At 59.4% G+C, this 23,614-nt stretch carries 25 protein-coding genes and 4 tRNA genes; all 29 read left to right on the top strand.

Annotated elements, in window-relative coordinates:
• Positions 1-47 precede the first annotated feature (47 nt).
• The 29 genes from I1M21_RS03160 to rpe all read left to right on the top strand — a co-directional run bounded on the left by I1M21_RS03160 (position 48) and on the right by rpe (position 23,610).
• A complete protein-coding gene (locus tag I1M21_RS03160; RefSeq protein ID WP_195192380.1) occupies positions 48-413 on the top strand; it encodes a hypothetical protein in 366 nt (121 codons plus the stop codon).
• A 372-nt stretch (positions 414-785) separates the two neighbouring features.
• Entirely contained in the window at positions 786-2,081 is a 1,296-nt protein-coding gene (locus tag I1M21_RS03155; protein ID WP_195192379.1) for an AAA family ATPase, read from the top strand.
• A complete protein-coding gene (locus I1M21_RS03150) occupies positions 2,074-2,751 on the top strand; it encodes an RloB family protein (RefSeq protein ID WP_195192378.1) in 678 nt (225 codons plus the stop codon). The genes I1M21_RS03155 and I1M21_RS03150 overlap by 8 nt, the downstream gene beginning before the upstream one ends.
• A 154-nt stretch (positions 2,752-2,905) precedes the next feature.
• Positions 2,906-3,205 (top strand): nucleotidyltransferase family protein, encoded by a 300-nt coding sequence (locus I1M21_RS03145; protein ID WP_195192377.1) that lies wholly within the window; start codon positions 2,906-2,908, stop codon positions 3,203-3,205.
• A gap of 197 nt (positions 3,206-3,402) precedes the next feature.
• Positions 3,403-4,071 carry a DUF3990 domain-containing protein gene (locus I1M21_RS03140; RefSeq protein WP_195192376.1) on the top strand — a complete coding sequence of 223 codons (669 nt, stop codon included), beginning with the start codon at positions 3,403-3,405 and terminating at the stop codon, positions 4,069-4,071.
• On the top strand, positions 4,052-4,741 hold the full coding sequence (locus I1M21_RS03135; protein WP_195192375.1) for a helix-turn-helix domain-containing protein: 690 nt from the start codon (positions 4,052-4,054) through the stop codon (positions 4,739-4,741). Before I1M21_RS03140 ends, I1M21_RS03135 begins: the two co-directional genes overlap by 20 nt.
• An 85-nt stretch (positions 4,742-4,826) precedes the next feature.
• On the top strand, positions 4,827-5,195 hold the full coding sequence (locus I1M21_RS03130) for a hypothetical protein (RefSeq protein ID WP_195192374.1): 369 nt from the start codon (positions 4,827-4,829) through the stop codon (positions 5,193-5,195).
• 2 nt (positions 5,196-5,197) lie between these two features.
• Positions 5,198-5,506: a type II toxin-antitoxin system RelE family toxin gene (locus I1M21_RS03125; RefSeq protein ID WP_195192373.1), complete on the top strand. Its 309-nt coding sequence runs from the start codon at positions 5,198-5,200 to the stop codon at positions 5,504-5,506.
• 301 nt (positions 5,507-5,807) lie between these two features.
• Complete coding sequence (locus tag I1M21_RS03115; RefSeq protein ID WP_195192371.1) at positions 5,808-6,323, top strand: Fic family protein; 516 nt, start codon at positions 5,808-5,810, stop codon at positions 6,321-6,323.
• A gap of 45 nt (positions 6,324-6,368) precedes the next feature.
• Positions 6,369-7,157 (top strand): DUF3825 domain-containing protein, encoded by a 789-nt coding sequence (locus I1M21_RS03110; protein WP_195192370.1) that lies wholly within the window; start codon positions 6,369-6,371, stop codon positions 7,155-7,157.
• Between the two features lie 138 nt (positions 7,158-7,295).
• Positions 7,296-7,370, top strand: a tRNA-Val gene (locus I1M21_RS03105).
• A gap of 394 nt (positions 7,371-7,764) precedes the next feature.
• A complete protein-coding gene (locus tag I1M21_RS03100; protein ID WP_195192369.1) occupies positions 7,765-8,922 on the top strand; it encodes a putative endonuclease domain-containing protein in 1,158 nt (385 codons plus the stop codon).
• A 545-nt stretch (positions 8,923-9,467) separates the two neighbouring features.
• Positions 9,468-9,540 (top strand) — tRNA-Ala (locus I1M21_RS03095).
• A 198-nt stretch (positions 9,541-9,738) separates the two neighbouring features.
• Positions 9,739-9,814, top strand: a tRNA-Ile gene (locus I1M21_RS03090).
• Positions 9,815-10,312: 498 nt separating this feature from the next.
• Positions 10,313-10,385, top strand: a tRNA-Ala gene (locus I1M21_RS03085).
• A 75-nt stretch (positions 10,386-10,460) separates the two neighbouring features.
• A complete protein-coding gene (locus I1M21_RS03080) occupies positions 10,461-12,494 on the top strand; it encodes an ABC-F family ATP-binding cassette domain-containing protein (protein ID WP_195192368.1) in 2,034 nt (677 codons plus the stop codon).
• On the top strand, positions 12,481-12,777 hold the full coding sequence (locus tag I1M21_RS03075; protein WP_164473297.1) for a hypothetical protein: 297 nt from the start codon (positions 12,481-12,483) through the stop codon (positions 12,775-12,777). Before I1M21_RS03080 ends, I1M21_RS03075 begins: the two co-directional genes overlap by 14 nt.
• Before the next feature lie 9 nt (positions 12,778-12,786).
• Positions 12,787-13,470 carry a site-2 protease family protein gene (locus I1M21_RS03070; protein ID WP_195192367.1) on the top strand — a complete coding sequence of 228 codons (684 nt, stop codon included), beginning with the start codon at positions 12,787-12,789 and terminating at the stop codon, positions 13,468-13,470.
• 84 nt (positions 13,471-13,554) lie between these two features.
• Positions 13,555-14,364: a segregation and condensation protein A gene (locus I1M21_RS03065; RefSeq protein ID WP_195192366.1), complete on the top strand. Its 810-nt coding sequence runs from the start codon at positions 13,555-13,557 to the stop codon at positions 14,362-14,364.
• A gap of 11 nt (positions 14,365-14,375) precedes the next feature.
• Positions 14,376-15,095, top strand: a complete 720-nt coding sequence (gene scpB / locus I1M21_RS03060; protein ID WP_195192365.1) for an SMC-Scp complex subunit ScpB — start codon at positions 14,376-14,378, stop codon at positions 15,093-15,095.
• Positions 15,082-16,053, top strand: coding sequence for a pseudouridine synthase (locus tag I1M21_RS03055; protein ID WP_195192364.1), 972 nt, complete (start codon positions 15,082-15,084; stop codon positions 16,051-16,053). Before scpB ends, I1M21_RS03055 begins: the two co-directional genes overlap by 14 nt.
• A 66-nt stretch (positions 16,054-16,119) precedes the next feature.
• A complete protein-coding gene (gene cmk / locus I1M21_RS03050; RefSeq protein WP_195192363.1) occupies positions 16,120-16,806 on the top strand; it encodes a (d)CMP kinase in 687 nt (228 codons plus the stop codon).
• A 3-nt stretch (positions 16,807-16,809) separates the two neighbouring features.
• Positions 16,810-17,538 carry a lysophospholipid acyltransferase family protein gene (locus tag I1M21_RS03045; protein WP_195192362.1) on the top strand — a complete coding sequence of 243 codons (729 nt, stop codon included), beginning with the start codon at positions 16,810-16,812 and terminating at the stop codon, positions 17,536-17,538.
• Between the two features lie 2 nt (positions 17,539-17,540).
• On the top strand, positions 17,541-18,437 hold the full coding sequence (locus I1M21_RS03040) for a 4-hydroxy-3-methylbut-2-enyl diphosphate reductase (RefSeq protein WP_195192361.1): 897 nt from the start codon (positions 17,541-17,543) through the stop codon (positions 18,435-18,437).
• Positions 18,438-18,439: 2 nt separating this feature from the next.
• Entirely contained in the window at positions 18,440-19,882 is a 1,443-nt protein-coding gene (locus I1M21_RS03035; RefSeq protein ID WP_195192360.1) for a DUF512 domain-containing protein, read from the top strand.
• A gap of 10 nt (positions 19,883-19,892) precedes the next feature.
• A complete protein-coding gene (gene der / locus I1M21_RS03030) occupies positions 19,893-21,227 on the top strand; it encodes a ribosome biogenesis GTPase Der (RefSeq protein WP_195192359.1) in 1,335 nt (444 codons plus the stop codon).
• Complete coding sequence (plsY, locus tag I1M21_RS03025) at positions 21,220-21,903, top strand: glycerol-3-phosphate 1-O-acyltransferase PlsY (protein ID WP_195192358.1); 684 nt, start codon at positions 21,220-21,222, stop codon at positions 21,901-21,903. Before der ends, plsY begins: the two co-directional genes overlap by 8 nt.
• A 9-nt stretch (positions 21,904-21,912) precedes the next feature.
• Complete coding sequence (locus I1M21_RS03020; protein WP_195192357.1) at positions 21,913-22,920, top strand: NAD(P)H-dependent glycerol-3-phosphate dehydrogenase; 1,008 nt, start codon at positions 21,913-21,915, stop codon at positions 22,918-22,920.
• Between the two features lie 18 nt (positions 22,921-22,938).
• Positions 22,939-23,610 carry a ribulose-phosphate 3-epimerase gene (gene rpe, locus I1M21_RS03015; protein ID WP_195192356.1) on the top strand — a complete coding sequence of 224 codons (672 nt, stop codon included), beginning with the start codon at positions 22,939-22,941 and terminating at the stop codon, positions 23,608-23,610.
• Positions 23,611-23,614 lie beyond the last annotated feature (4 nt).

Genomic DNA, 23,614 nt, shown 5'->3' with positions numbered 1-23,614 from the left:
TTGTCGTAATCAGAGGTCACATTGGGGCCTTTGGCGCAGGCGGCGTGGTGGAAGCCGATGGGTCCGCGGCAGCGCATGTGACGATCGAACCCGTGGATACCACGTCGTCGGCGGGGGAGACCGGTGGGCCCGAGGTGCCGGGCGATGGTCCGTCCGCCCCTGGCACTGACTCCGCTACCGGCGAGCCAGCTGCGGATCCGTCGACGAATCCCACACAAAAGCCCGCAGCCGCGACTAAGACGGTGACCACGACCACAGTGACCAACACCACGGCCGCCAAGGCCTCTAGGCCCAAAGCCACCACCGCGACGACTGCCTCGCTCCCCAAGACAGGTGATAGCTGCTGGATTGCCGCATCCCTAACGCTTTTCTTATTCGGCATAGCGCTCCTATGCGCCGCGATTCGCTGCTAAAACGCTCGCTTTCCGGATTGCTCCTGAGTGAGGCAGCTTCTACGATATCGATTCTTCTTCAAGCAAATGGGCAACACTCATCGCATCGCGTTGACTTTTGCCCCCGAGGAACCTAATTCCGAAAGCCTTGAGGCCATTCGCGAAGGGGACGCATTCCTGGCATCTGGCAAAAAAGACGTTTTGACAATCTTGCCATTCTTGTCGCAGCGGCAATGGAACAATTTGCAATGCTAATAGGGCCTCTTGAATAGATTTCAATTTAAAGCAGATATTTGTTCAAAGCTAACAAATAATGGTTTTAAAACTATATAATTGTCCTTGTTATTAAAGGATGTCTGTGGTAAATCAACTTTTGCGAAAAGGATTCTAAAGATGATCCTCAACTTTTCTTTTAAGAACTTCCTCAGTTTTCGGGATACGCAGCAGTTCTCTTTCGAACCGATTTCAAGCAAAAAGGAACTTGGTCCTGTGCGAGTGGCTGCGATTTACGGTGCAAACGCTTCGGGCAAATCAAATTTCTTAAACGCTCTTAACTTTGTCTCTTACTTTGTTCGTACCGGTTACGCGGCAGGCGATGCGAAATCTCAAATACCCATCGTCCCCTTTTTACTTGACTCGGAATCGCGATCAAATGACACAGAATTCTCGATAGATTTTATCGCCAGCAACTTAAAGTATGAATTTTCATTTGGTGTAAACAAAAATGAGGTTACATATGAGAATCTCACCGTGTATCGATCAAAACAGCCGTCCCTTCTCTATGACCGCTCATCGATAAACGGGGAACAGTCAATTAAATTTGGTAGCACCTTTACAGGCGCCAAAAAACAACTTTGGGATATCACGCGCAATAATTCTTTGTTCTTATCTGCCGCCGCGGCGGCTGGAAGTGATGTAATTCAATCCGCATTCGCAGCTCTTGCCAATGACATCAATCTCTACGATGCAACGCATTATCTAGCAGAGCTTGCCACCATAAAAAAGCTGTTTATCAACGATGACGCACGAGCTCAGATGTTATCTCAGCTCATTAAATATGCTGATATCGGAATTGACGGAATGGATGTCCGTCAAGCGGAAGGCGTCATGAGTTTAAAAGACTCGCTCGTTGGACTCGATGAGATTCCGGAAGAGGCACGTAATAAAATTGCAGAAGACTTTAAATGGTCGTTCGCTTATGACCTGTTCTTCCACCATAAAGGCTCGGGAGATGGCTTTTGGCTGGACTCCGCCCATGAATCGGAGGGCACAAAAGCTGCGCTGGCGTTTTTCTCGGTAGCCATACGCTCTTTAAGCAGCGGGGCCACAACAGTAATTGACGAGCTTGATTCGAGTCTTCATCCTACGCTCCTGCGCGACTTCGTCTCACTGTTCGCCGATCCTGACACAAATCCAAAGGGCGCGCAGCTCATCTTCTCAACCCATGATGTCACCTTGATGACGCGAACCAGCCCCATGGAAGAGGTGCTCGAACGTGACCAGGTCTGGTTTGTGGAAAAGGACTCTGAAGGTACTTCGCAATTAATTGCAGCGATGGAGTATTCCCCTCGTGCAAATGAGAATCTGGGGCGCAATTACTTAAACGGTGTCTATGTGCCGCTGCCCAACCCAAGTTTTCATCAACTTGTGGCCCGACTCATGAAGGAAGACGCTGACATAAATGGCTAAGGCAGAAAGGAGAGGGCTTGCTCTTGGCCGCAAAAAGCAAACAAGAGCCAAAAGAAAGCGCCACTTAATTGTGTCCAATGGCAAGGTGACCGAAACCGAATACTTCAACCACTTAATTAGTGAGATGGATGTTCGCGGAAGCGTGCGGTATCGGCATATAGACGGAGACCCCTTGAAGGTGGCCAAGCAACTGTCCCGAGAGCTTGAGAATGATAAAAAGGCAGTTAAAACAGGTGAAATCGAAGCATTGAGTTCCGCATGGATTGTTGTCGATTCGGATGAGTTCAGGAATTTGGCCAAGGCAGAACGAGAAGCTAAGACAACAGGGGTTAAGCTCGCGATCTCCAATCCATGCTTTGAAGTATGGCTCATCGATCATGTTTCACCATGCCCGGAAACTTTTACATCGACTCCCCAATGTGAGAAAAGGGCGCGCAACCTTGGTGTATTAAAGACCACCGACCCCAACAGGTCGTCTGCGTCTAAGTTCAAGTCTGTAAATCTAGAAATGATTGATGGCAAAAAGGACCAGGCTTTGGCCAATGCCGCAAAGCACAATACCGATGATAAACGCCGCGCAAGAGAAGCAAATCCGGACAACGTTGCCGCCTATCAGGTATGGACAGATTTGCCTGATCTTGTAGATGATGTATTTGGGTCGGGCCAATAGTGTGATTTATCCCGTGCTACGGCCAGTCACACTATTTCCCAAGAACCTCAGATCAAAATCCCCATACATTTTCGAGCTTGCCGAACGCCATAAAGTTGGACCGGAGGTTTCGGCGCTGGTCCCCTGATGTTTTACTGTTGAGCGGCAATTATTCATGATCTCGTTAACCGACATATCCACTGCGGTCTGCCGCGTGCTGGCTCGCTACGACGCCCGCGAGGCATATCTGTTTGGCTCGTTCGCCCGAGGCGAGCAAGCGCCCGATAGCGATATCGACTTGCGTCTAGCCTGCGGCGCCACGATGACGTTTGGCACGCTATATGAACTTTCACTTGAGCTCGAAAAGGAACTTGGGCGAAAGGTTGATATAGTCACCAACCCACCAGAGCACATGCGCCCGGCCTTCAGCAAAAGCATCGAGCAGGATGAGGTGTGCATCTATGAAGCGCTGTAGCAGGCAGAGGCGTTGGTGTGCTTCGGCGTGGTCAACGAGTCTGATTTTTGCCGCTTACTTCCGGACTCGGAGAGTCTTAGAAGCCAGTATTGAACTCAAACTCCGTTCCATACATCCTCTTGCTCTTTGAATGCAGGTATCGCTCTAGCGATAGTGTGTTATACTATCGCTAGAGCGATATCTGTTAGGAGACTCGCGTGGAACTGTGGCATGGTTCTCAGAAAATCATTGAGACTCCCCAGCTTGGCCTGGGGAAAGTCCATAACGACTATGGACGGGGATTCTATTGCACAGAGAGCCTCGACCTTGCAAGGGAATGGGCATGCTCTAGGGACGCAGACGGCTTTGCAAATCGATATGAACTCGACATGGCCGATCTCAAGGTACTCGACCTGCTATCGCCGCAATATTCAGTTCTTCATTGGATAGCGTTGCTTGTAGAGCATCGTTCATTCCGAAAGGACACCGCCGTCGCTATGGGGGCATGCGAATACCTTCGCGATCATTTTTTGCCTGATGCTAACGCTTGCGATGTGATTAGAGGGTGGCGTGCGGATGACTCGTACTTCAGCTATGCCAGAGCGTTTGTAAACAATACGATCACCATTGACCAGCTCGGTCGAGCGATGAGGCTCGGCAACCTTGGAGAACAGATTGTGCTCAAAAGCGAGCGTGCGTTTAAGAGCATTCGTTTTGCTGGATTTGAACGTGCGCCGCAAGCTCTATATGGCCCATTGGCCAAGGACCGAGATGAGTTGGCAAGGGCGCGGTATCGGGAATTGCTTACCGAAAACCCGTTTGAGGGAATTCGTATCGTCGATATCGTTCGAGAGGGGATGACAGAAAATGACCCACGCCTACAGTGAGATGTATCTCGAGGATGCCATGAGAACGCTGGGCGAGGCAGTCGATTTCGCTCTCTGCGACCAAGGGTTGAATCCAGCCGAGTTGACGGCGATCCTGTCGAACGCTTTTGAGATGAAACAGTTTGAGCGCGGTATGCCTCGCGTCGTCTGCGGCATGTCGGGCGACGAGCTCGCGCGCGATATTATCGCCCATGCGGGACTGAGCCCCGTCGAATGCAGGGAGACCTATCCGTTCGACCGTTCGCCTCAGTATTGGGCGGGGTGGGTTTTGGCCTATGCGCAATGGATGTGCAGCTTGTGTTTTAGCGACCTTCTTGAAGTCGCCCCGCTCGATTGGATCATCGGCTCGTACCATCCGCTTCACGAGGCTTCCGAAGACAAATTCGCCCAGATTGTCATCGAAAAATGGAACAACGCCCAGGCAGACAAAAAGGGCCTCAAAGCGGCACGAAAGGCGGCCGGCCTAACGCAAAAACAGCTCGCCGCCCAATCGGGGGTTAAACTTCGCGCCATACAACTCTACGAGCAGAACCAGCTCGACCTACGCCGCGCCTCAGTCTCCTCGGCATTGGCGCTCGCAAACACCCTAAGCTGCGCCATCGAAGACCTCGTCTGGCAACCGATCGCCCTGGAGTACGACTCGAAACCCTGTTCTTCAAATCAATACTAGGAATATTGCTGTTTAACTTTCCTTTTAGTACGTATTTAAGAGGGACTATAATACGTATTAGAGACAGATTATAAAGGAGGTTGCTATGGTTGCCGTGATAGACAAGAAACTCGTTTTTGGACGCGAACAGGTGCTGACTTCGACGCAGGCAAGCAAAAATTTTGGCGAAGCGAGACGTCGCGCTCGAAGGGAGCCGCAATTTGTCTCAGACAGGAACGATGGCATCGATACTGTTATCGTCGGCTTCGACGAGTTCGAAGCGATGGCGGTTGAACTCGAACAGCTCCGAGAGGAGCGCCTGCACGCCATAGCCGCTGCAAGGCTCGCGCAGGGCGACGCTGATTCGAATCGCAAGGGCATCCCGTTCTCCGATACCGTGGGACGTGAGAGGTTCGAGGCCATGCTAGAAGCCGAGACGACCGATCCCATTTCCGACGAGGAGCTGTTCGAGTGAACGTGGCTAGGTTTAAGGTTGAGTTTTACGATAAGACTGCCGAGAAAGAGTATTTGTCACTCGATGGCTCGGTTCGCGCTATGGTGGACAAAGGTATTGCGCGTCTTGCACTTCGAGCCGATGAAATTGGCAAGCCACTTTCGGGTCTTCTTGCAGGTTGTAGGGAACTTAAGTTTCGCACTGATGGCATTCGCGTAATTTATCGCATCCGTGATGGGCACGTCGAAGTAGTTCAAATCATCGCAATAGGTGCAAGGGACAAGGGCAAGGTATTCGACCTGGCATCTAGACGTTTGGACAGCGATGATTGATTGCCTCAAGAATATCAATTTAGGTTGCATGGTCGAAATGCCCGGGTTAAACGCTCGGATTTAGCTAGCAGGAGGACGGCGTGATGAAAACATTAAATGCAACGACATGCCCTGATAGTTGTTGCGGCAATTATCCTGAAAGCATGACTTTTGACAACTGTAAAGCAGACGCAACCGACCCTATCGCGCCGAAAGCACTCCACACTTTACACGATGATCTTGAAAACATCGCCTTGATCGACGAAGCCATTCGGTCAACTATTGCGGAAATGCCCAACGCGCTCAGGCTCTTGGAGAACTCATGATGGCGGCTACGCAGCGGGGCGCTCATCCGTTCGTGCCGCTCGTGCTTGATGATGCCGGTTCGCTCGAAGCTATTGCCGCGGCTGTGATGCGCCTACACAGCACGCTGATGACGGTCGGGCGCTGCTATACAACTGACGCCGCAGGCGACCGGGCCGCGCTTGAGCTTGGACGCGTCGAGTCCGTGCTTGCGGGTGCATTCTGTACGATATTCGGCCAATCGCCGGCCGACCGCTTCGCAGACATCTTTGACCAGGTCACCTACGTGGCCGAGCACATGGTCAAGGACCACATCTTTGAGGACGGTAACAAGCGCACCAGCCTTGTCTTTGCGTTGTCTGTCCTAAGATTCGCCGGCACTCCGGTCGTGCTGTCCGACAGCTCCGAGCCCAAAGACAACCAGTACTACGCCTGGATTCAGGACCTCGTTTCCGGAAACCGTACGACCAGCGGGCTCGCCGAGGAGCTGCGCCGCGGTTGCATTGCGGGCATGGGCGACCCGTCGCACGTATAGAATCAAAGCATCCGCACGCCGGCCATTATCTTGATTGGAAGCCACATGGAGATCCCCAGCACCCTGTGCAGTAATGTCTACGACTTCGCGTTTTGCCCCGAGCCCTGTTACGACCGTTTGGTCGACCTCGCCGACCCCGAGGACTGGGGCCCCGGCAACCGCATCCTCAAAAACTACCTGTCGTTTTCGTTTAGCCGCGCGGTGTTTTTGACCGAGCGCGACGTGGACCAGACCGCGCCGTCCAACCTGCCGCTGGTGTTCGACGACGACCGCTGCCTGTTCAACACCGGCCTGTACACGCGCCGCTACGAGACCATCTACGGCCTGTTTGAGCCCAACACCAAGCCCGACGCGCGCCAGCGCTGGTTTTTGAAGGGCTTCTTTAAGGAAAGCGACCCCATGCTGGTCTCGTTTGAGTACCTGCCATGCCGCGTGCGCTTTGCCGAGGACCCCTCCGAGCTGGTCTTTGACTACCGCCTGCCCATCCGCTCCAACATCGACCACATTCTGGGCGACGAGGAAAACCTCACGCGCATCCCCGCCAGCCTGATGGGGGAGGACAACTCGCTGCTGCTGCGCCGCGCCTTTGAGGGAGCCGTCGTCGAGGCCGCCCGCCGCGCCGCAGCCAACTACACGCTCGCGGTACCGCAGTTCTATGGCGGCCGGATCCAGCTGCTCTTGCCGCTGTGCCTGACCGGCGACAAGCCCGAGCTGGCGCTGACCATCCAGCGCGAGGACGGCTTTTACGCCGCGCGCACCTGCCTCACGCTCGATATGGCCTACAACAACGCGCGACTCATTTGCCGCCCCGAGACTTCGTGGATTAAGCGATAAATGCTTGTTTAGCTGCGGGTTTGCCGATTGCTTTTGTCACTTTTGCTTGACTGACACCCACGAATTTAAAATCGAGGGCAAAAAGTTCTTGGTAAACCACGCGCGGCTATGTTAGTATCTCTTTTGCCGAAAGGCGACGGGCGATTGGCTCAGGGGTAGAGCATATCCTTCACACGGATGGGGTCACAAGTTCGAATCTTGTATCGCCCACCATCAAAAGCGCAGGTCAGAGGTGTTGAGCCTCTGGCCTTTTTCTTTTTGACACCAAGGGTGACACCAAAACTGACATCAAAATCAAATCGTAGTCGTCTAAGGCGTCGTTTTTTATCGCACCCTTTTTACCGACGCCATTGCTTGTTTTGTATATAACGCATGCGTATTTTCATTGAATTCCCCATGTGATTCATACGCAAATGTGAAGACAGGGACCACACGCCCAGAGCTCCTTCCAGCGGATTTCTATCACACGACGCTTTTTCGGCAGAACTCGTCAAGCTATTGGTCAGCGTTTGGTCAGCTTCCGGTACTTACCCGCATGATGACCCAGTAGATAATCGACCTTGCCCGAAATCCGCACGGCCCGCAGCCGAAACCAGGGGAGGCGCAAATGGACGAAATCGTCTGCGCAAACACCGCATTCCGTTACTGGCGCTGCCCGCCGCAAGTGCGCGACCGCTACCCGCGCCTACCCAACTCCGAAGACGGCTGGCGAGCTCTATCCCAAGCCCCTTTCGTAACCGACGTTCTCAAGACCCCGATTATCGCTGTTGCTTCGCCAGGTTGTTGTAATCACCACTCGGGATTGCGCTCCACTATTCGCTGGGAAGGGGTATCGGATGCCGGCACAACAATCGACACTCATTTAGGCTTTAGTGTCACCAATCCGCTAAACACGTTATTTACTATGACACGCTTTGTGTCCCAGATGGATCTTGTGCTGGCTATGTACGAACTTTGCGGTTGGTTTTCTGTTTTCGAGCCGACCCTCGCTGTCGAAATGCAGTTAAAAATGGCGGAAGAGGAGAATCGCAATTCCAGCACGCAGGATCTGTTCGAACTTGGAGAGGGCGAAGACGAGGTCCCTTGGAAACGAGTTTATGCCCGCGCAACCGTAAAAGCCCCAGATTTTGAAGGCCAATCGAATAAGCGTGAGGACGGAAGAGAGATTACAAAACTCAAAGGTACTTCTCTTTGGATGAGAAAGCCGCTCATCGAACTGAGCGACCTGCATCGATTCGCCGACAAGGTTAAAAGCCAAATGTGGGGAAAGCAGTTCTATGATGCCGCTCAACAGGTTATCGGCATTGCTGCTTCTCCACTCGAGGTCGCGGGGGTCCTTCTTCTAAGTCGTTCCCGACGTCTAGGTGGTTCAGGATTCAGATACGTGTACCTCAACGATTTAACCCCTCTATCCGAGGCGGCCCAAAGCATCGCAGACCAAAAGGTTTGCTACGGCGACATTGTGATTGTAAACCCAATCCTAATGAAGGCAGTAATTATCGAAATCCAAGGTGAAGTCATCCATGGATCAGGCGCGATACTTGACCACGATGCGGAGCGCATGACTGCGCTCCAGAGCATGGGTTTCGACGTGTTCCTGGTAACCCACGATATGCTTAACGACAAAAAGCAGCTAGACACCATAGTCAAAAGCGTCTGCAGTCGTTTGGGAATTCGATATAAAGCTAAATCAGAAGCAATGAAGTGCGCCGAGACGCGACTGCGCGCAAGTGTATTGTGCAACTGGTTGGAAATCGGAAATTAGCCGGCGACAAGGAGCTAGAACGACCTAGTTTGCCTGCTAGTGAACTAGTGTCGTTTCAAAACTATGTCGGATTACGGGGCTGGACCAGGACAGGCCGTCCATACCCTGCATTTCGCGGAATGTGCGAGTCGTCTACCTGCGGTTTTGATTTTACCGATTGCGCCATGCTCGGGGGTTCCCGGCCTGGCCCCGTAAACCGGCATGGTTTTGAAATCGTCGGGTGTGCGGGGGCGTGGTTGGCCCCGATAATGGGCCCGGCGCCGGCGGGACAGCCGTTGGGCGGATGGCGGACCGCGCCGCGGATGCGAGAAACGGCGGTCCGCGGGATTCGAGATGTCCCAAGGGCGCCGGAGAGGAGGGCGGCGGCAACGCCGCGCGCCCTCGGGGCGCGCCCCCGCGGGCGAAAAGGGCATCGCGGGGCCTCGCGGCCCGTTCCCGCGCCTGCGTCCGCGGCCGGGCTGCGTTCCCTCGCCGCCGCCCGCAAAATATTTTCCGAAATTGTCCTTGCATCGCCGTCCGAGTTCCCGTATAGTACTTCTTCGCACGGGGGCGTAGCTCAGCTGGGAGAGCGCTTGACTGGCAGTCAAGAGGTCAGGGGTTCGATCCCCCTCGTCTCCACCCGAGCATTGAATGAGGCTCCAACGTAAGTTGGGGCCTTTTTTCATATAGGCACACAAGGTCAAAGGCGGCACCATGATCCTCCTGGTCGACAAGATCGTGCGTTGAACGGGTGCCGCGTGCATGGTAGTATTTCACGACGTAGTTTAAAACGTTGGAAGTTGTTCTTCCAACCCAACCGCGACAGCTACTTTATAAGGGCTCTTGGCGCAACGGTTAGCGCAGGGGACTCATAATCCCTGGGTTCTGGGTTCGAATCCCGGAGGGCCCACCAGAGAATCAAGAGGCCGGGCAAATAGCCCGGCCTCTTTTTGTCAAAGTTCCCACTTCACATGCCTGCCAAATTGCTTTGATAAACGTTTCCGGTTCAAATCCACGTAATTGTTAGTGCTGTTTGACAAGTATCATTTCAAAACTATGTCGGATTACGGGGCTGGACCAGGACAGGCCGTCCATACCCTGCATTTCGCGGAATGTGCGAGTCGTCTACCTGCGGTTTTGATTTTACCGATTGCGCCATGCTCGGGGGTTCCCGGCCTGGCCCCGTAAACCGGCATGGTTTTGAAATCGTCGGGTGTGCGGGGGCGTGGTTGGCCCCGATAATGGGCCCGGCGCCGGCGGGACAGCCGTTGGGCGGATGGCGGACCGCGCCGCGGAAGCGGAGGGCGGGTCTCGCGCGCTCGGTCGGGCGCCCCGGCGCCGCGCCGCCGAAAGTTTTTCCGAAATTGTCCTTGCATCGCCGTCCGAGTTCCCGTATAGTACTTCTTCGCACGGGGGCGTAGCTCAGCTGGGAGAGCGCTTGACTGGCAGTCAAGAGGTCAGGGGTTCGATCCCCCTCGTCTCCACCCGAGCATTGAATGAGGCTCCAACGTAAGTTGGGGCCTTTTTTCATATAGGCACACAAGGTCAAAGGCGGCACCATGATCCTCCTGGTCGACAAGATCGAAAAAAGCTTCGGCGCGCGCGTCCTCTTTAGCGGCGCGTCCTTCCAGATCAACCCCGGCGAGCGCTTTGCGCTCGTGGGCCCCAACGGCGCCGGCAAAACCACCATGCTCAAGATCATCATGGGCATCGATAGCCCCGACGCCGGCCAGGTCCAGTATGCCAAGGACTGCCAGGTGGGCTACCTAGAGCAGGAAACCAACCTGGAGCACAAGGACACCACCATCCTCGCCGAGGTCATGGCGGCCGCCAAGGAAATCCGCCGCATGGGCGAGCGCGCCAACGAGCTGCAGGCCCAAATTACCGAGCTCTCCGAGCAGGGCAAGGACGTCGACGCGCTTCTTAACGAGTACGGCCAGGTCCAGGACCGCTTTGAACACCTGGGCGGCTACGAGCTCGAGAGCAACGCGCGCAAAATCCTGTCCGGCCTGGGCTTTAAGGTCACCGACTTTGAGCGCCCGTGTTCTGAGTTCTCGGGCGGCTGGCAGATGCGCATCGCGCTCGCCAAGCTCTTCCTGCGCCACCCCGACCTGCTGCTTCTGGACGAGCCCACCAACCACCTGGACCTCGAAAGCGTCCAGTGGCTGCGCGGCTTTATCGCGAACTACGACGGCGCCGTGCTTATCGTCAGCCACGACCGTGCCTTCATGGACGCCTGCGTCGACCACGTCGCCGCGCTCGAGAACCGCCGCGTGACCACCTACACCGGCAACTACAGCAGCTATCTTAAGCAGCGCGAGGACAACCTGGAACAGATGCGCGCCAAGCGTGCTGCCCAGGAGCGCGATATCGCCCACATGCAGGTCTTCGTCGACAAGTTCCGCTACAAGCCCACCAAGGCGGCCCAGGCCCAGGAGCGCATCCGTAAGATCGAGCAGATCAAAAAGGAGCTCGTTATCCTGCCCGAAGGCCACAAGCACATCGACTTTAAGTTCCCCGACCCGCCGCGCTCGGGCGACATGGTCGTTGGCCTGGAGGGCGTATCCAAATCCTACGGCGACAAGCACATCTACAGCGGCATCGACCTCAAGCTCTACCGCGGCGAACATGTGGCGCTCGTCGGCCCTAACGGCGCCGGCAAGTCCACCCTCATGAAGATCATCGCCGGTCTGGAGCCGCCCACTACCGGCACGCGCGACCTGGGCACCAACGTGGGTGTTGCCTACTACGCCCAGCACGCGCTCGAGGGCATGACCGAGTCCAACACCGTCCTGCAAGAGATCGACACCGTCACGCCCAAGTGGACCGTGCCGCAGCAGCGCAGCCTGCTGGGCGCCTTCCTGTTTAGCGATAACGATTCCATCGAAAAGCAGGTCCGCGTCCTCTCCGGCGGCGAAAAGGCGCGCCTGGCGCTCGCCAAGATGCTTGTGGCGCCCGAGGCGCTCCTGTGCCTGGACGAGCCCACCAACCACCTGGATATCGACTCGGTGGACATGCTCGAGAACGCCCTGCAAAACTTCCCCGGCACCATCGTACTAATCAGCCACGACGAGCACCTGGTGCGCGCCGTTGCCAACCGCGTCATCGACATCCGCGACGGCAAGGTCACGGTCTACGACGGCGACTACGACTACTACCTCTACAAGCGCGAGGACCTCGCAGCCCGCGCCGCCGCCGAGGCTGCAGGGGAGAGCGCTTCCGCCGCGGCCAAGGCAACCAAAGCCAACGCCGCCCAGGCCGACACCCCCGCTGCCGCCCCCAAGCCAGCCGAGGGCAAAAAGACCAAGGAGCAAAAGCGCGCCGAGGCCCAGGCCCGCGCCGCGCTCAACAAAAAGCTCAAGGGTGTGCGCAACCAGCTCAAGAAGATCGAGGCAGAGCTGGACAAAAAGCGCGCCCGCTATGACGAGCTTATGGAATTGATGGCGAGCGAAGAGCTTTATGCCGATCAGGATAAGTTCAACGCCGCGCTGGGGGAATATAACGGCCTTAAGCAGGAGCTGCCCAAGCTCGAGGACGAATGGCTCGAGCTTTCCACCCAGATCGAAGAGGAGACCGCGCGTGAACTCTCGTAAGGCCGCCGCCGTGGCGATGAGCATCATCGCCATCGCCTGTCGCATCTGCGGCATCTTTATGAGCGCGATGACCGTGCTGCTGTGCTTTAGCGGCCTCACCGCCAAGCTGCAGATCGTTGGCTTTGTCGTTGAGCTTTCGCGTGCCCTGCCGAGTGCCATCGCCGGCTACGGCGTCATCACGTCGCCCTTTGGCGGCGTGTTCCGCCTGGATTACGCTATCGTGGCCGTCATCTTGTTTGTGGCCGACTATCTGCTCACGCGCGCCTCGCGCCGCGTCCGCTAGGGGAGCGCCATGTCCAGCAGCTACCTCATGAACCTGCTTGCCAGCGCCGTTGCCGTCATCGTTGGTATCGTCATCCACGAGAGCGCGCATGCCGCTGCGGCCTGGGCGCTCGGCGATAAGACGGCCCGCTCGCGTGGTCGCGTCTCGCTCAACCCGCTCAACCATATCGACCCGTTCGGTACCATTCTCCTACCGCTGCTGATGCTCGCCGCCGGCGGCCCGGTGTTCGCCTTTGCCAAGCCCGTGCCCGTATACCTCAATAACCTTAAGCACCCCAAGCGCGACGAGGTCCTGGTGAGCGTGGCCGGCCCCGCATCGAACATCGCGCTCGCGTGCCTGGCCGCGGCCCTCATGCACGCAGCCTATGGCAGCCTTTACGCCAGCATGTCCTTTGCCGTGGCCTCCCAAATCATGAACTTCGGCGCCACCTTTATTGTGGTCAACCTGTCGCTTGCGTTCTTTAACCTTATCCCGATCCCGCCGCTCGACGGCTCGTCGATCATCGTGCCGTTCCTCAAAGGCAAGGCGCTCGCCAACTACTATCGTCTGCAGCAGTACGCCATGCCGATCCTTATCATCGTGCTGTATCTGCTGCCCATGTGGACCGGCATCGACGTGATCGGCCGCTATTTCGACGTTACCGTGTATCCGCTGGCTGAGCGGCTGCTTAACTTCGCAATCGCCGGCATCTAAGGTAAACTTACAGGTCGACCGTGTAAAACGGTCGCAACATGCACCCAAACCGCGCCGCGAAGGCGCCGTCAAAGGAGGTCGAAGATGTCGTATCGCGTGTCGACGCAGGTCTACAGCGGACCGTTCGACCTGCTGCTGCAGCTGGTAACCCGCCAAAAAGTAGATATCGGCGCCATCTCGATCAGTGAGGTGGCCGAGCAATACCTTGCCGAGGCCGAGCGCATCGAGGCGCTGGACCTAGACGTGGCGAGCGACTTTTTGCTGGTCGCGGCAACCCTTTTGGACATCAAGGCCGCCTCGCTGGTACCCCAAGAGGCCCCCAGCAAATCCGTCGACGATGACGAGGACGACGAAGACCTCGAGGAACTCAGCGCACTTGACGGCGACGCCCTGCGCGAGGTCCTGATCCAGCGCCTGATCGCCTACAAGCAGTTTAAGGGCGCGGCAGCGGCCCTTGGCGCGCGCATGCGGGCCGAGAGCCGCATGCATTCGCGCGTTGCCGGCCCCGACCCCGAGTTCTTGGGCCTTATGCCCGACTACCTGGCCGGCATTACCCTGCGCGGCCTGGCCGTCATCTGTGCCGACCTGGACGGCAAGCGCCAGACCTTCCTGCTGGAGGCCGAGCACGTGGCGCCGCATCGCGTGCCGCTCGATCTGACGGTGGCCTCGGTCGACCGCTTTACCATGGCGCACCAAACCTGCACCTTCCGCGAGCTGCTGGACGGCGACGCCACGACTGAGCAGCTCGTCGTCACCTTCCTGGCTATGCTCGAGCTCGCCAAACGCGGCTCGCTCACGCTGAGCCAGGACGAGATCTTTGGAACCATTCAAATCAACCGCGTCGAGGGCGCCGAGGCCTATGTGCCCGGCGAGGGCCCCGAGCTCACCGAATAGGAGCGGTAACCATGTCAACCCTTTCCACGCTGGAGGCAAACAGCCTCAAAGGCGCCCTCGAGGCGCTGCTGCTGGTGTCGAGCGACCCCGTGAGCGCGCCCGCGCTGGCAAGCGCGCTCGACATCGCCCCCGGCGAGTGCGCATCGCTGTTGGCCGAGCTCAAAGTTGAGTACGAGGAGGCCAACCGCGGCTTTCAGCTTCGCGAGGTCGCCGGCGGCTGGCGTCTGTTTACACACCCTGCCTACCACGACGTGGTCGAGGCCTACGTGCTGAGCTGGGACACGCAAAAGCTGTCGCAGGCGGCGCTCGAGACCCTGGCCGTGATCGCCTATCACCAGCCCGTCACGCGTGAGGTGGTCAAGGGCATCCGCGGCGTCAACTCCGACGGCGTTATCGCGTCGCTTGTTGACAAGGGCCTGGTGCGCGAGCTCGGCCGCGACCCCGAGCGCGGTCAGGCCATCATCTACGGTACGACCAACGCCTTCTTGGAAAAGTTCGGTCTGCGCTCCACTCGCGACCTGCCCGATCTGGAGCAGTTTGCCCCCGACGAGCAGTCGCGACAGTTTATCCGCGAGCGTCTGAGCGGCCGCAGCATTCAGTCCACGCTCGAGGAGCAGGCCGAGGACCTGGACGAAGAGCGCGAACTGATCGATACCGATGTTGAGGACGCCGATGACGCAGAGCTTCTGCCCACCGGCGATAACTCGGAGGACATGCATGACGAGGACTAACGAAGCGGGGGAGACGCGTATCTCACGCGCCGCGGGCGCTACGGCGCCCACAGGCGGCGCCCAGCCCGTCTATCCGCACACCATGCGCCTGCAGCGCTTTTTGGCGCGCGCGGGCGTGGCGAGTCGCCGCGGCTCGGAGGACCTGATGACCGCCGGCCGCGTGACCGTCAACGGCCAGGTCGCGACCGAACTGGGCACCAAGGTTGACGTCGACCGCGACCATATCGAGGTCGACGGCATGCCCGTCAAGCTCAACCAGGGCGCCGTGTACCTGATGCTCTACAAGCCGACCGGCTACCTCACCACCATGAGCGATCCGCAGGAGCGCCCCTGCGTGGCCGACCTGGTCCCGCGCGACCGCTTTCCTGGGCTCTTCCCGGTGGGCCGCCTGGACCGCGACACCACGGGCCTTTTGCTCTTTACCACCGACGGCGACCTGTCGCAGGATCTGCTGCACCCCAGCAAGCACGTCTATAAGACCTATCAGGCGCTCGTGGACGGCCACCTGACCGATCGCGACTTGGAACCACTCCGTCGCGGCATCGAGCTCGACGACGGCCTGTGCCAGCCGGCGATCTGCCGCGTTATTACCGCGCGCGAGGCCGAGGCCGTGGCTCCGCAAGGCGTAAAGCCCGGCACCACCGCCGTGGAGGTCATCATCCGCGAAGGCCGCAAGAACCAGGTCAAGCGCATGCTGAGCAAGATCCACCATCCGGTGATCCGCCTGCACCGCTGCAACTTTGCCGGCCTGGAGCTCAAGGACGTGGCCAAGGGCTCGTGGCGCGAGCTCACCGACCGCGAGGTGCAGATCCTCAAGGCCGGCGGCATTCCGCCCAAGCAGGCCAGCGCCAAGCGTGGCGCCGCGCCCGCGACCAACACCGCGAGCCGCACGCGTCACCACGGCAGCCACGGCTCCGCACCCAAGCGCAACACCTACCGCGAGCGCTACACGGGCTAGCCAGTCCGCCAGCAAGCAGCGCCCGCGTCCCATATCAGCACGTCAACCACCGAAAGGAAGCATTGCATGATCGTCGCCATCGACGGCCCCGCCGGTTCCGGCAAGTCCACCATCGCCAAGGAGATTGCCCGCCAGCTGGGCTTTAACAAGCTCGACACGGGCGCCATGTATCGCGCCGTCACCTTTGCCGCGCTCGACCGCGGCATTGATCTGGACGACGAGGCGGCCATCGACGCCCTCGCCGAACAGATCGAGATCCGCTTTACCAACGGCACTGGCGAGGACACGCGCCTGACCATCGACGGTGCGGACGCATCGGCTGCCATCCGTACCCCGCAGGTGGACGCCAACGTCTCCAAGGTCTCGGCCTACCCGGGCGTACGCGCCGCCATGCTCATCCATCAGCGCCGCGCCGCCGAGGATCGCGATATCGTGGCCGAGGGTCGCGACATCGGCACCGTCGTGTTCCCCAACGCGCAGGTCAAGGTGTTCCTGACCGCCGACCCTCGTGAGCGCGCCCGTCGCCGCGTGCTGCAGCGCCACCAAAACGACGCCCAGCCGCTCAGCGCAGAGCAACTCGAGGCCGAGGTCGACGAGACCCTCGACGCCCTCAAACAGCGCGACAAACTCGACAGTAGCCGCGAGGTCGCGCCGCTCGTGCCCGCCGAGGACGCCGTGCACGTCGACTCCACCGCCCACACCATCGATGAGGTCGTCCGCATTATCGAGGGCCTCATCAACCAAAGGAGGTAGCCCATGCGCCTGTTTAAGCAGACGCCCGAGGATTATTACAACGCCCCCTACGCCGAGTTCCCGGCGCTCATCCGCGGCACCGTCGTCGTGGTCATGGCTATTCTTTGGGCCTTCTCCAAGCTCATGTGGCGCTGGAAAGTCGAAGACGCCGACCTGCTGTTTGAGCGCCAGGAGGGCCACGGCAGCGTGGTCATCTGCAACCACACCTCGATGGCCGAGTTACTGGCTGTAGAAACGGCGCTGTTCTTTGGCGGCCGCCGCATTCGCCCCATTTTTAAGTCCGAGTTTGCCAAGAGCAAGATCGTACGCTGGGCCTTTAGCCGCGTGGGCGGCATTCCCGTCGAGCGCGGTACCGCCGACATGAAGTGTCTGCGTGCCGCCCAGCATGCACTGCAGCGCGGTGAGGACGTCCTGATCTTCCCCGAGGGCACGCGCATCCGCTCGCGCGAGATCAAGCCCGAGGTCCATGGCGGCTTTGCGCTCATCGCTCAGATGGGCAAGGCACCCGTTAATCCACTCGCTATTTGTGGCTGGTCCGATATCACGCCTGCGGGCAAAAAGCTAATGCGCCCCAAAAAGTGCTGGATCCGTGCCGGCAAGGCCATCTCGCTTTCCGATGCACCGGCCGAGCTCAAGCGTAAGGAGCGCCTGGCTTGGTTTGAGTCCGAGGCCATGAATCGCGTCTACGCCATGCGCGACGAGCTGTGCGACGAGCATCCGGGCAGGTTCTAGCTATGGGTGAGAACGTCATGAATACCGCCGCGGCCGCCGCTGAGGGAGTCGTCCCCACCATCGAAATCGCTGCCCACGCCGGCACCTGCTACGGCGTGCAGCGTGCACTCGATATGGCATTGGCGGCCGCCCCGCAGGCGGGGGAGAGCACTCAGGTTCACACGCTGGGTCCGCTCATCCATAACCCCATCGTGGTACGCGAGCTCGCCGAGGCAGGCGTAGGCCTGGCCGACACCCTGGATGACGCCGCGTCGGGCACCGTGATCATTCGCGCGCACGGTGTGGTGCCGCAGGTCATCGAAGCCGCTCGCGAGCGCGGCCTTACCGTGGTCGATGCCACCTGCCCCTACGTGAAGAAGGTTCATGTGGCGGCCGAGCGCCTGGTGCGCGAGGGCTACCGCGTGATCGTCGTGGGCGAGCCGGGCCACCCCGAGGTCGAGGGCATTCTGGGCCACGCCGGGGATGACGCTCAAGTCGTGAGCTGCGCCGCCGATGCGGACGCGCTGCCGCTCAAGGGCAAGGTGGGCCTGGTTGTGCAGACCACCCAAACCGCGCAAAACCTGGCCGAGGTTGTGGCCTCCATCACCCCGCGCGTGCAGGAGCTGCGCGTGATCAACACGATCTGCGCTGCCACGAGTGAGCGTCAACAGGCAGCAGCCGCACTTGCCAACCGCTGCGACTGTATGGTCGTGGTGGGTGGCAAGAACTCGGGCAACACCCGCCGCCTGGCGCAGATTTGCGCAGACGCCTGCGCGTGTACGTATCATATCGAGGAAGCTTCCGAGCTTGAGGCCACCTGGTTTGCCAACGCGCGCCACATCGGCATCACTGCCGGAGCCTCCACCCCGCAAGAACACATCGAACGCGCCGTTGCGCGCATCAAGGAGCTTTGCCGCTAATCATGGACCAGACCGTACCCGCATACGCCGCCGAGTTGGCCGATTACGGGCGCAGCCGCGACCCCGAGCCGGGTGAGGGCGCGCTCGTTAAAAACGTGCGTCCCGAATCGCCCGCATGGGATGTGGGTATCGAGCCGGGCATGCGCGTGCTCACGGTCAACGGCGAGCGGCTGACCGATATGATCGTGTGGCTCTGGGAGGCAGATGACGACACCGTCGAGCTGGAGGTATTCGATCCGCGCGACGGCACTGTCACCCCCGTGGAGCTCGACCGCTTCCCGGGAGAGGACTGGGGCCTTGAGTTCGACGGCCCCATCTTTGACGGCATGCGTACCTGCGTAAACGCCTGCGTGTTCTGCTTTATGACCATGCTGCCCAAGGGCGGTCGCTCCACGCTCTACATCCGCGATGACGACTATCGCCTGAGCTTTTTGCAGGGCAACTTTGTCACGCTCACGAACCTTTCCGACGAGGACGTGCAAAACGTTATCAATCGCAACATGAGTCCGATGAACGTGTCGGTCCACGCCGTGAGCCCCGACGTCCGCCGCCGAATGATGGGCCGCAACGCCCAGCGCGGCATGGACGTGCTTGAGGCCATCATGGCCGCCGGCATCGAGATTCACGCGCAGATCGTTTTGTGCCCCGGCATGAACGACGGCGAGGAGCTGGAAAAGACCCTGCGCTTTTGCGAGGAGCACGAACAGATCACGAGCCTGGGCATCGTGCCGCTCGGCTTTACCAAGCACCAAAATCGCTTTAGCTGGTCCTACAGCGACAAGCCCGAGCTGGCGCGCGAGACTATCGCCATGATCCGACCCTTCCAGGACCGCGCGTACGAGCGCTTTGGCCGCCACACCTTTCAGATGAGCGATGAGTTCTACCTGGACGCCGGCATCGAGCCTCCCGAGGCCGATTTCTACGACGGCTACCCGCAGTACTACGACGGCATCGGCATGATCCGCTCGTATCTGGACGAGACAGACGATGTTCTTGCCGCCGACGCCGAGCGCCTTGCCAGCGTTCGCAAGGCTATGACCGCCCGCGACCAGCGCCTGGTATGTCTTTCGGGCGCCAGCGCACGCGATACCGTGGCGCGCTTCGTGGAGTCTCCACAGGGCCTTGCCGGCACCGTCACGGCCATCAAAAACCGCTACTTCGGCGGCAACGTGGACGTGACCGGCCTCATCGTCGCGAGCGATATCCTTGAGCAGCTGCCGCAAGACCTGTCAGGGGTTATGCTCTTTGTGCCTAAGCTCATGTTCAACGCTGACGGCATGACGCTTGACGAGTATCATCGTGACGATTTACTCGCAAGCCTTACCAGTCGCGGTGCCGAGGTTCATGTGGTGTCGACCATGCCGCATGAGCTGCTCGATACCCTGGAGCACATCCTTGGCATTGTGCCTGCCGACTCCACTATTTCCACTGACCCCACCCATTAAAGGAGAGCAGATGAAACCTATCGTCGCCGTCGTCGGACGCCCCAACGTGGGCAAGTCCACGCTCGTTAACCGCCTGGCCCAGACCTCCGACGCCATCGTCCATGAGTCCCGCGGCGTCACGCGCGACCGCTCGTATCACACGGCCGATTGGAACGGCCGCGAGTTCACCATCGTCGACACGGGCGGTATCGAGCCGCTCAAGAGCGACGACGTCTTTGCCACGTCCATCCGTGACCAGGCACTCGCCGCCGCCGAGGAAGCCGCCGTCATCCTGTTTGTGGTCGACGGCCGCACCGGCGTCACCGAGGAGGACGAGTCGGTCGCCCGCATGCTCAAGCGCTCAGACAAGCCGGTCTTTCTGCTGGTGAACAAGCTCGACAACCCCGATCGCGAGAACGACAACATCTGGGAGTTCTATTCGCTCGGCATCGGTGAGCCCACGCCGCTGTCGGCTCTGCACGGCCACGGCACGGGCGACCTGCTCGACGATATCGTGGCCCTGCTCCCCGAGGAGGAGGACGAGGTCGCCGACGAGTTCCCCGACGCGCTCAACGTGGCCATTATCGGCCGCCCCAACGCCGGTAAGTCGTCGCTGTTCAACCGCATCCTGGGAGCCGACCGCTCCATCGTGTCGAACATTGCCGGCACCACGCGCGATGCCATCGATACCGTCGTCGAGCGCGACGGCAAGCACTACCGCATGGTCGACACCGCGGGCATTCGCAAGAAGAGCACCGTGTACGAGAACATCGAGTACTACTCCATGGTCCGTGGCCTGCGCGCCATCGACCGCGCCGACGTGGCGCTGCTCGTCGTCGACTCCTCCGTGGGCGTTACCGAGCAGGACCAGAAGGTCATGGGTCTTGCCATCGAGCGCGGCTGCGCCATCGTGGTGCTGCTCAACAAGTGGGACCTGCTCGACGATGACCGCAAGCGCGAGGCCTGCATGGAGACCGTCGACCGCCGTCTGGGCGTCATGGCTCCCTGGGCCCAGTACCTGCGCATCTCTGCCCTGACCGGCCGCAGCGTCGAGAAGATCTGGGCGATGGTCGACGCTGCCGAGAAGACGCGCTCGCAAAAGATCAGTACCTCGCGCCTCAACACGTTCCTCACCGACCTGCGCGAGTTTGGCCACACCGTAGTGGACGGCAAACGCCGCCTGCGCATGCACTACGTGACCCAGACGGGCGTCAATCCGCCGACGTTCACGTTCTTCGTCAACCACAGCGACCTGGTCAATGACACCTACCAGCGCTACGTGGAGAACCGCATGCGCTCGACCTTCGATTTTTCCGGTACGCCCATTCGACTCTTCTTTAGGAAGAAGGAGCAAAAGGATGCTTAATCCGATCCTGCTGACCGCCATCTGCGCCGTGGTCTCGTTCTTTATCGGAGCGATTCCGTTTGGCCTGATCCTGGGCCGCGTGTTCAACCACACGGACATTCGCAAGGCGGGCTCCGGCAACATCGGCACCACCAACGCGCTGCGCGTGGCCGGCCCCAAGGTGGCCGCGCTCACGCTGCTGCTCGACTGCCTTAAGGGCGCCATCTGCGTCCTTATCGCGCGTCCGCTCATCGCGAGCGTGGGCTATGGCTTCCCCGTGAGCATCATGGCTCCCGGTGCCGCCGGCGACTGGATGCTCGGCGTCATTTGCCTGGCTGCCGTGTGGGGTCACATCTTTTCTCCCTACCTTAACTTCCACGGCGGTAAGGGTATCGCCGTGGGCTTGGGCGTGATTCTTGCCTGGTACTGGCCCATTGGCCTGTCGCTGCTGGGCATGTTTATCGTGGCCGTTGCCATCACCAAGTACGTGTCGGTAGGCTCGCTTGCCGCCGCCATCGGTCTTCCCATCGCTGCCTGCGCGGTCTTTCCGTACAGCAGCCTGGGCCTCAAGTTTTATATGGCGATGATTGGCATCACCGTGGTGTGGGCCCATCGCTCGAATATCCAAAAGCTCATGGCCGGTAAGGAGTCCAAGCTCTCGTTTACCAAGCGCGTCACCGAGCCCGACGATAAGTAGGAGAGAGTCATGAATGTTGCGCTGATTGGCTCCGGCTCCTGGGGAACCGCCGTCGCCGGCCTTGCCGCCGCGCGAGCCGCGCGCGTGACCATGTGGGCTCATAGCGAGCAGACGGCCGCCGGCATTAACGGCGAGCACCGTAATCCCCGCTATCTGGTGGACTACGTGCTGCCGGAAAACGTTGTCGCCACGACGGACCTGTCCCAGGCGCTCGACGGCGCCGAGGCCATCATCTTTGCCGTGCCTTCGACGCACCTTCGCGACGTCTGCCACCAGGCGGCGCCGTTCATCGCTGACGAGACGCCGGTTCTGTGCCTCACCAAGGGCATCGAGCCCGAGTCCGGTCTGCTCATGAGCGAGGTCATCGCCAGCGAGATCGGCAATGAGCGTCGTGTGGCTGCGCTTTCGGGCCCCAATCATGCCGAGGAGATCTGCCGCGGCGGGCTTTCTGCCGCCGTAATCGCCAGTAAAGACCAGCAGGTGGGGGAGACCTTTAAGGAGCTGCTGCTTTCCACGGCCTTCCGCATCTACCTGTCGCAGGACATGACTGGCGTCGAGGTCTGCGGCGCCATGAAAAACGTCATCGCCATCGTGTGCGGCATCTCCGCCGGCTCGGGCGCGGGCGACAACACGCTTGCCCTCATCATGACGCGCGGTCTGGCCGAAATCAGCCGCCTGGTTCACGCCCGCGGCGGCCAGGCCATGACTTGCATGGGACTTGCCGGTATGGGCGACCTTATCGCCACCTGCACTTCGGAGCATTCGCGCAACCGCACCTTTGGCTACGAGTTCGCCCACGGCGTGTCGCTCGACGAGTACCAGGCGCGCACGCATATGGTGGTCGAGGGTGCCGTCGCGGCCCGCAGCGTCAGCGAACTCGCCCGTTCACTGGGCGTAGACATCCCGCTCACCTTTGCCGTGGAGCAAACGCTCTACAACGGTGTTACTTTGGATAGGGCACTCGAGATTCTTACCGACCGCGTCCCCTCTCAAGAGTTCTACGGACTCGCTGACTAGCGCAGAAAGGCTACTACCATGGGTTCCATCAAAATCGCTCCGTCCGTCCTTTCGGCCGACATGGCCAACCTCAAGGGCGAGCTCAACAAGATCGCCGGTGCCGACTACGTGCACTTCGACGTCATGGACGGTCACTTTACCGGCAACCTGACCTTTGGCGTTGACATCCTTAAGGCCGTCAAGCGCTCCACCGACGTGCCGGTCGACGCGCACCTGATGGTGTCGAACCCCGACGAGACGGTCGATTGGTACGCCGACGCCGGCGCCGATATGATCACCGTGCACTACGAGGCTTCCACGCACCTGCACCGCACGCTCACGCATCTGCAGCAGCGCGGCGTCAAGGCCGGCGTGGTGCTCAACCCCGCCACCCCCGTCTGCGTACTCGAGAGCATCATCGACGTCGTGGATATGGTGCTGTTGATGAGCGTAAACCCTGGCTTTGGCGGCCAGAGCTTTATCCCCGGTACCATCGCCAAACTGCACGAGCTTACGGCCATGTGCGAGCGTCACGGCGTTTCGCCCCTCATCGAGGTCGACGGTGGTATTTCTTCCAAGAACATCGCAGACGTCGTCAAGGCCGGCGCCAACGTGCTCGTAGCCGGCTCCGCCGTATTTAAGTCCGAAGATCCCGCTGCCGAGGTTGCGCTGCTGCAGAAGCTGGGCAACGAGGCTGCACAGGAGGCATAAACCC

It is taken from the genome of Collinsella aerofaciens, assembly GCF_015546965.1.
Taxonomy (GTDB): Bacteria; Actinomycetota; Coriobacteriia; order Coriobacteriales; family Coriobacteriaceae; genus Collinsella; species Collinsella aerofaciens_X.
Note: the sequence above shows the minus strand (reverse complement) of the source record. Positions and strands in the feature narration are given on the sequence as shown.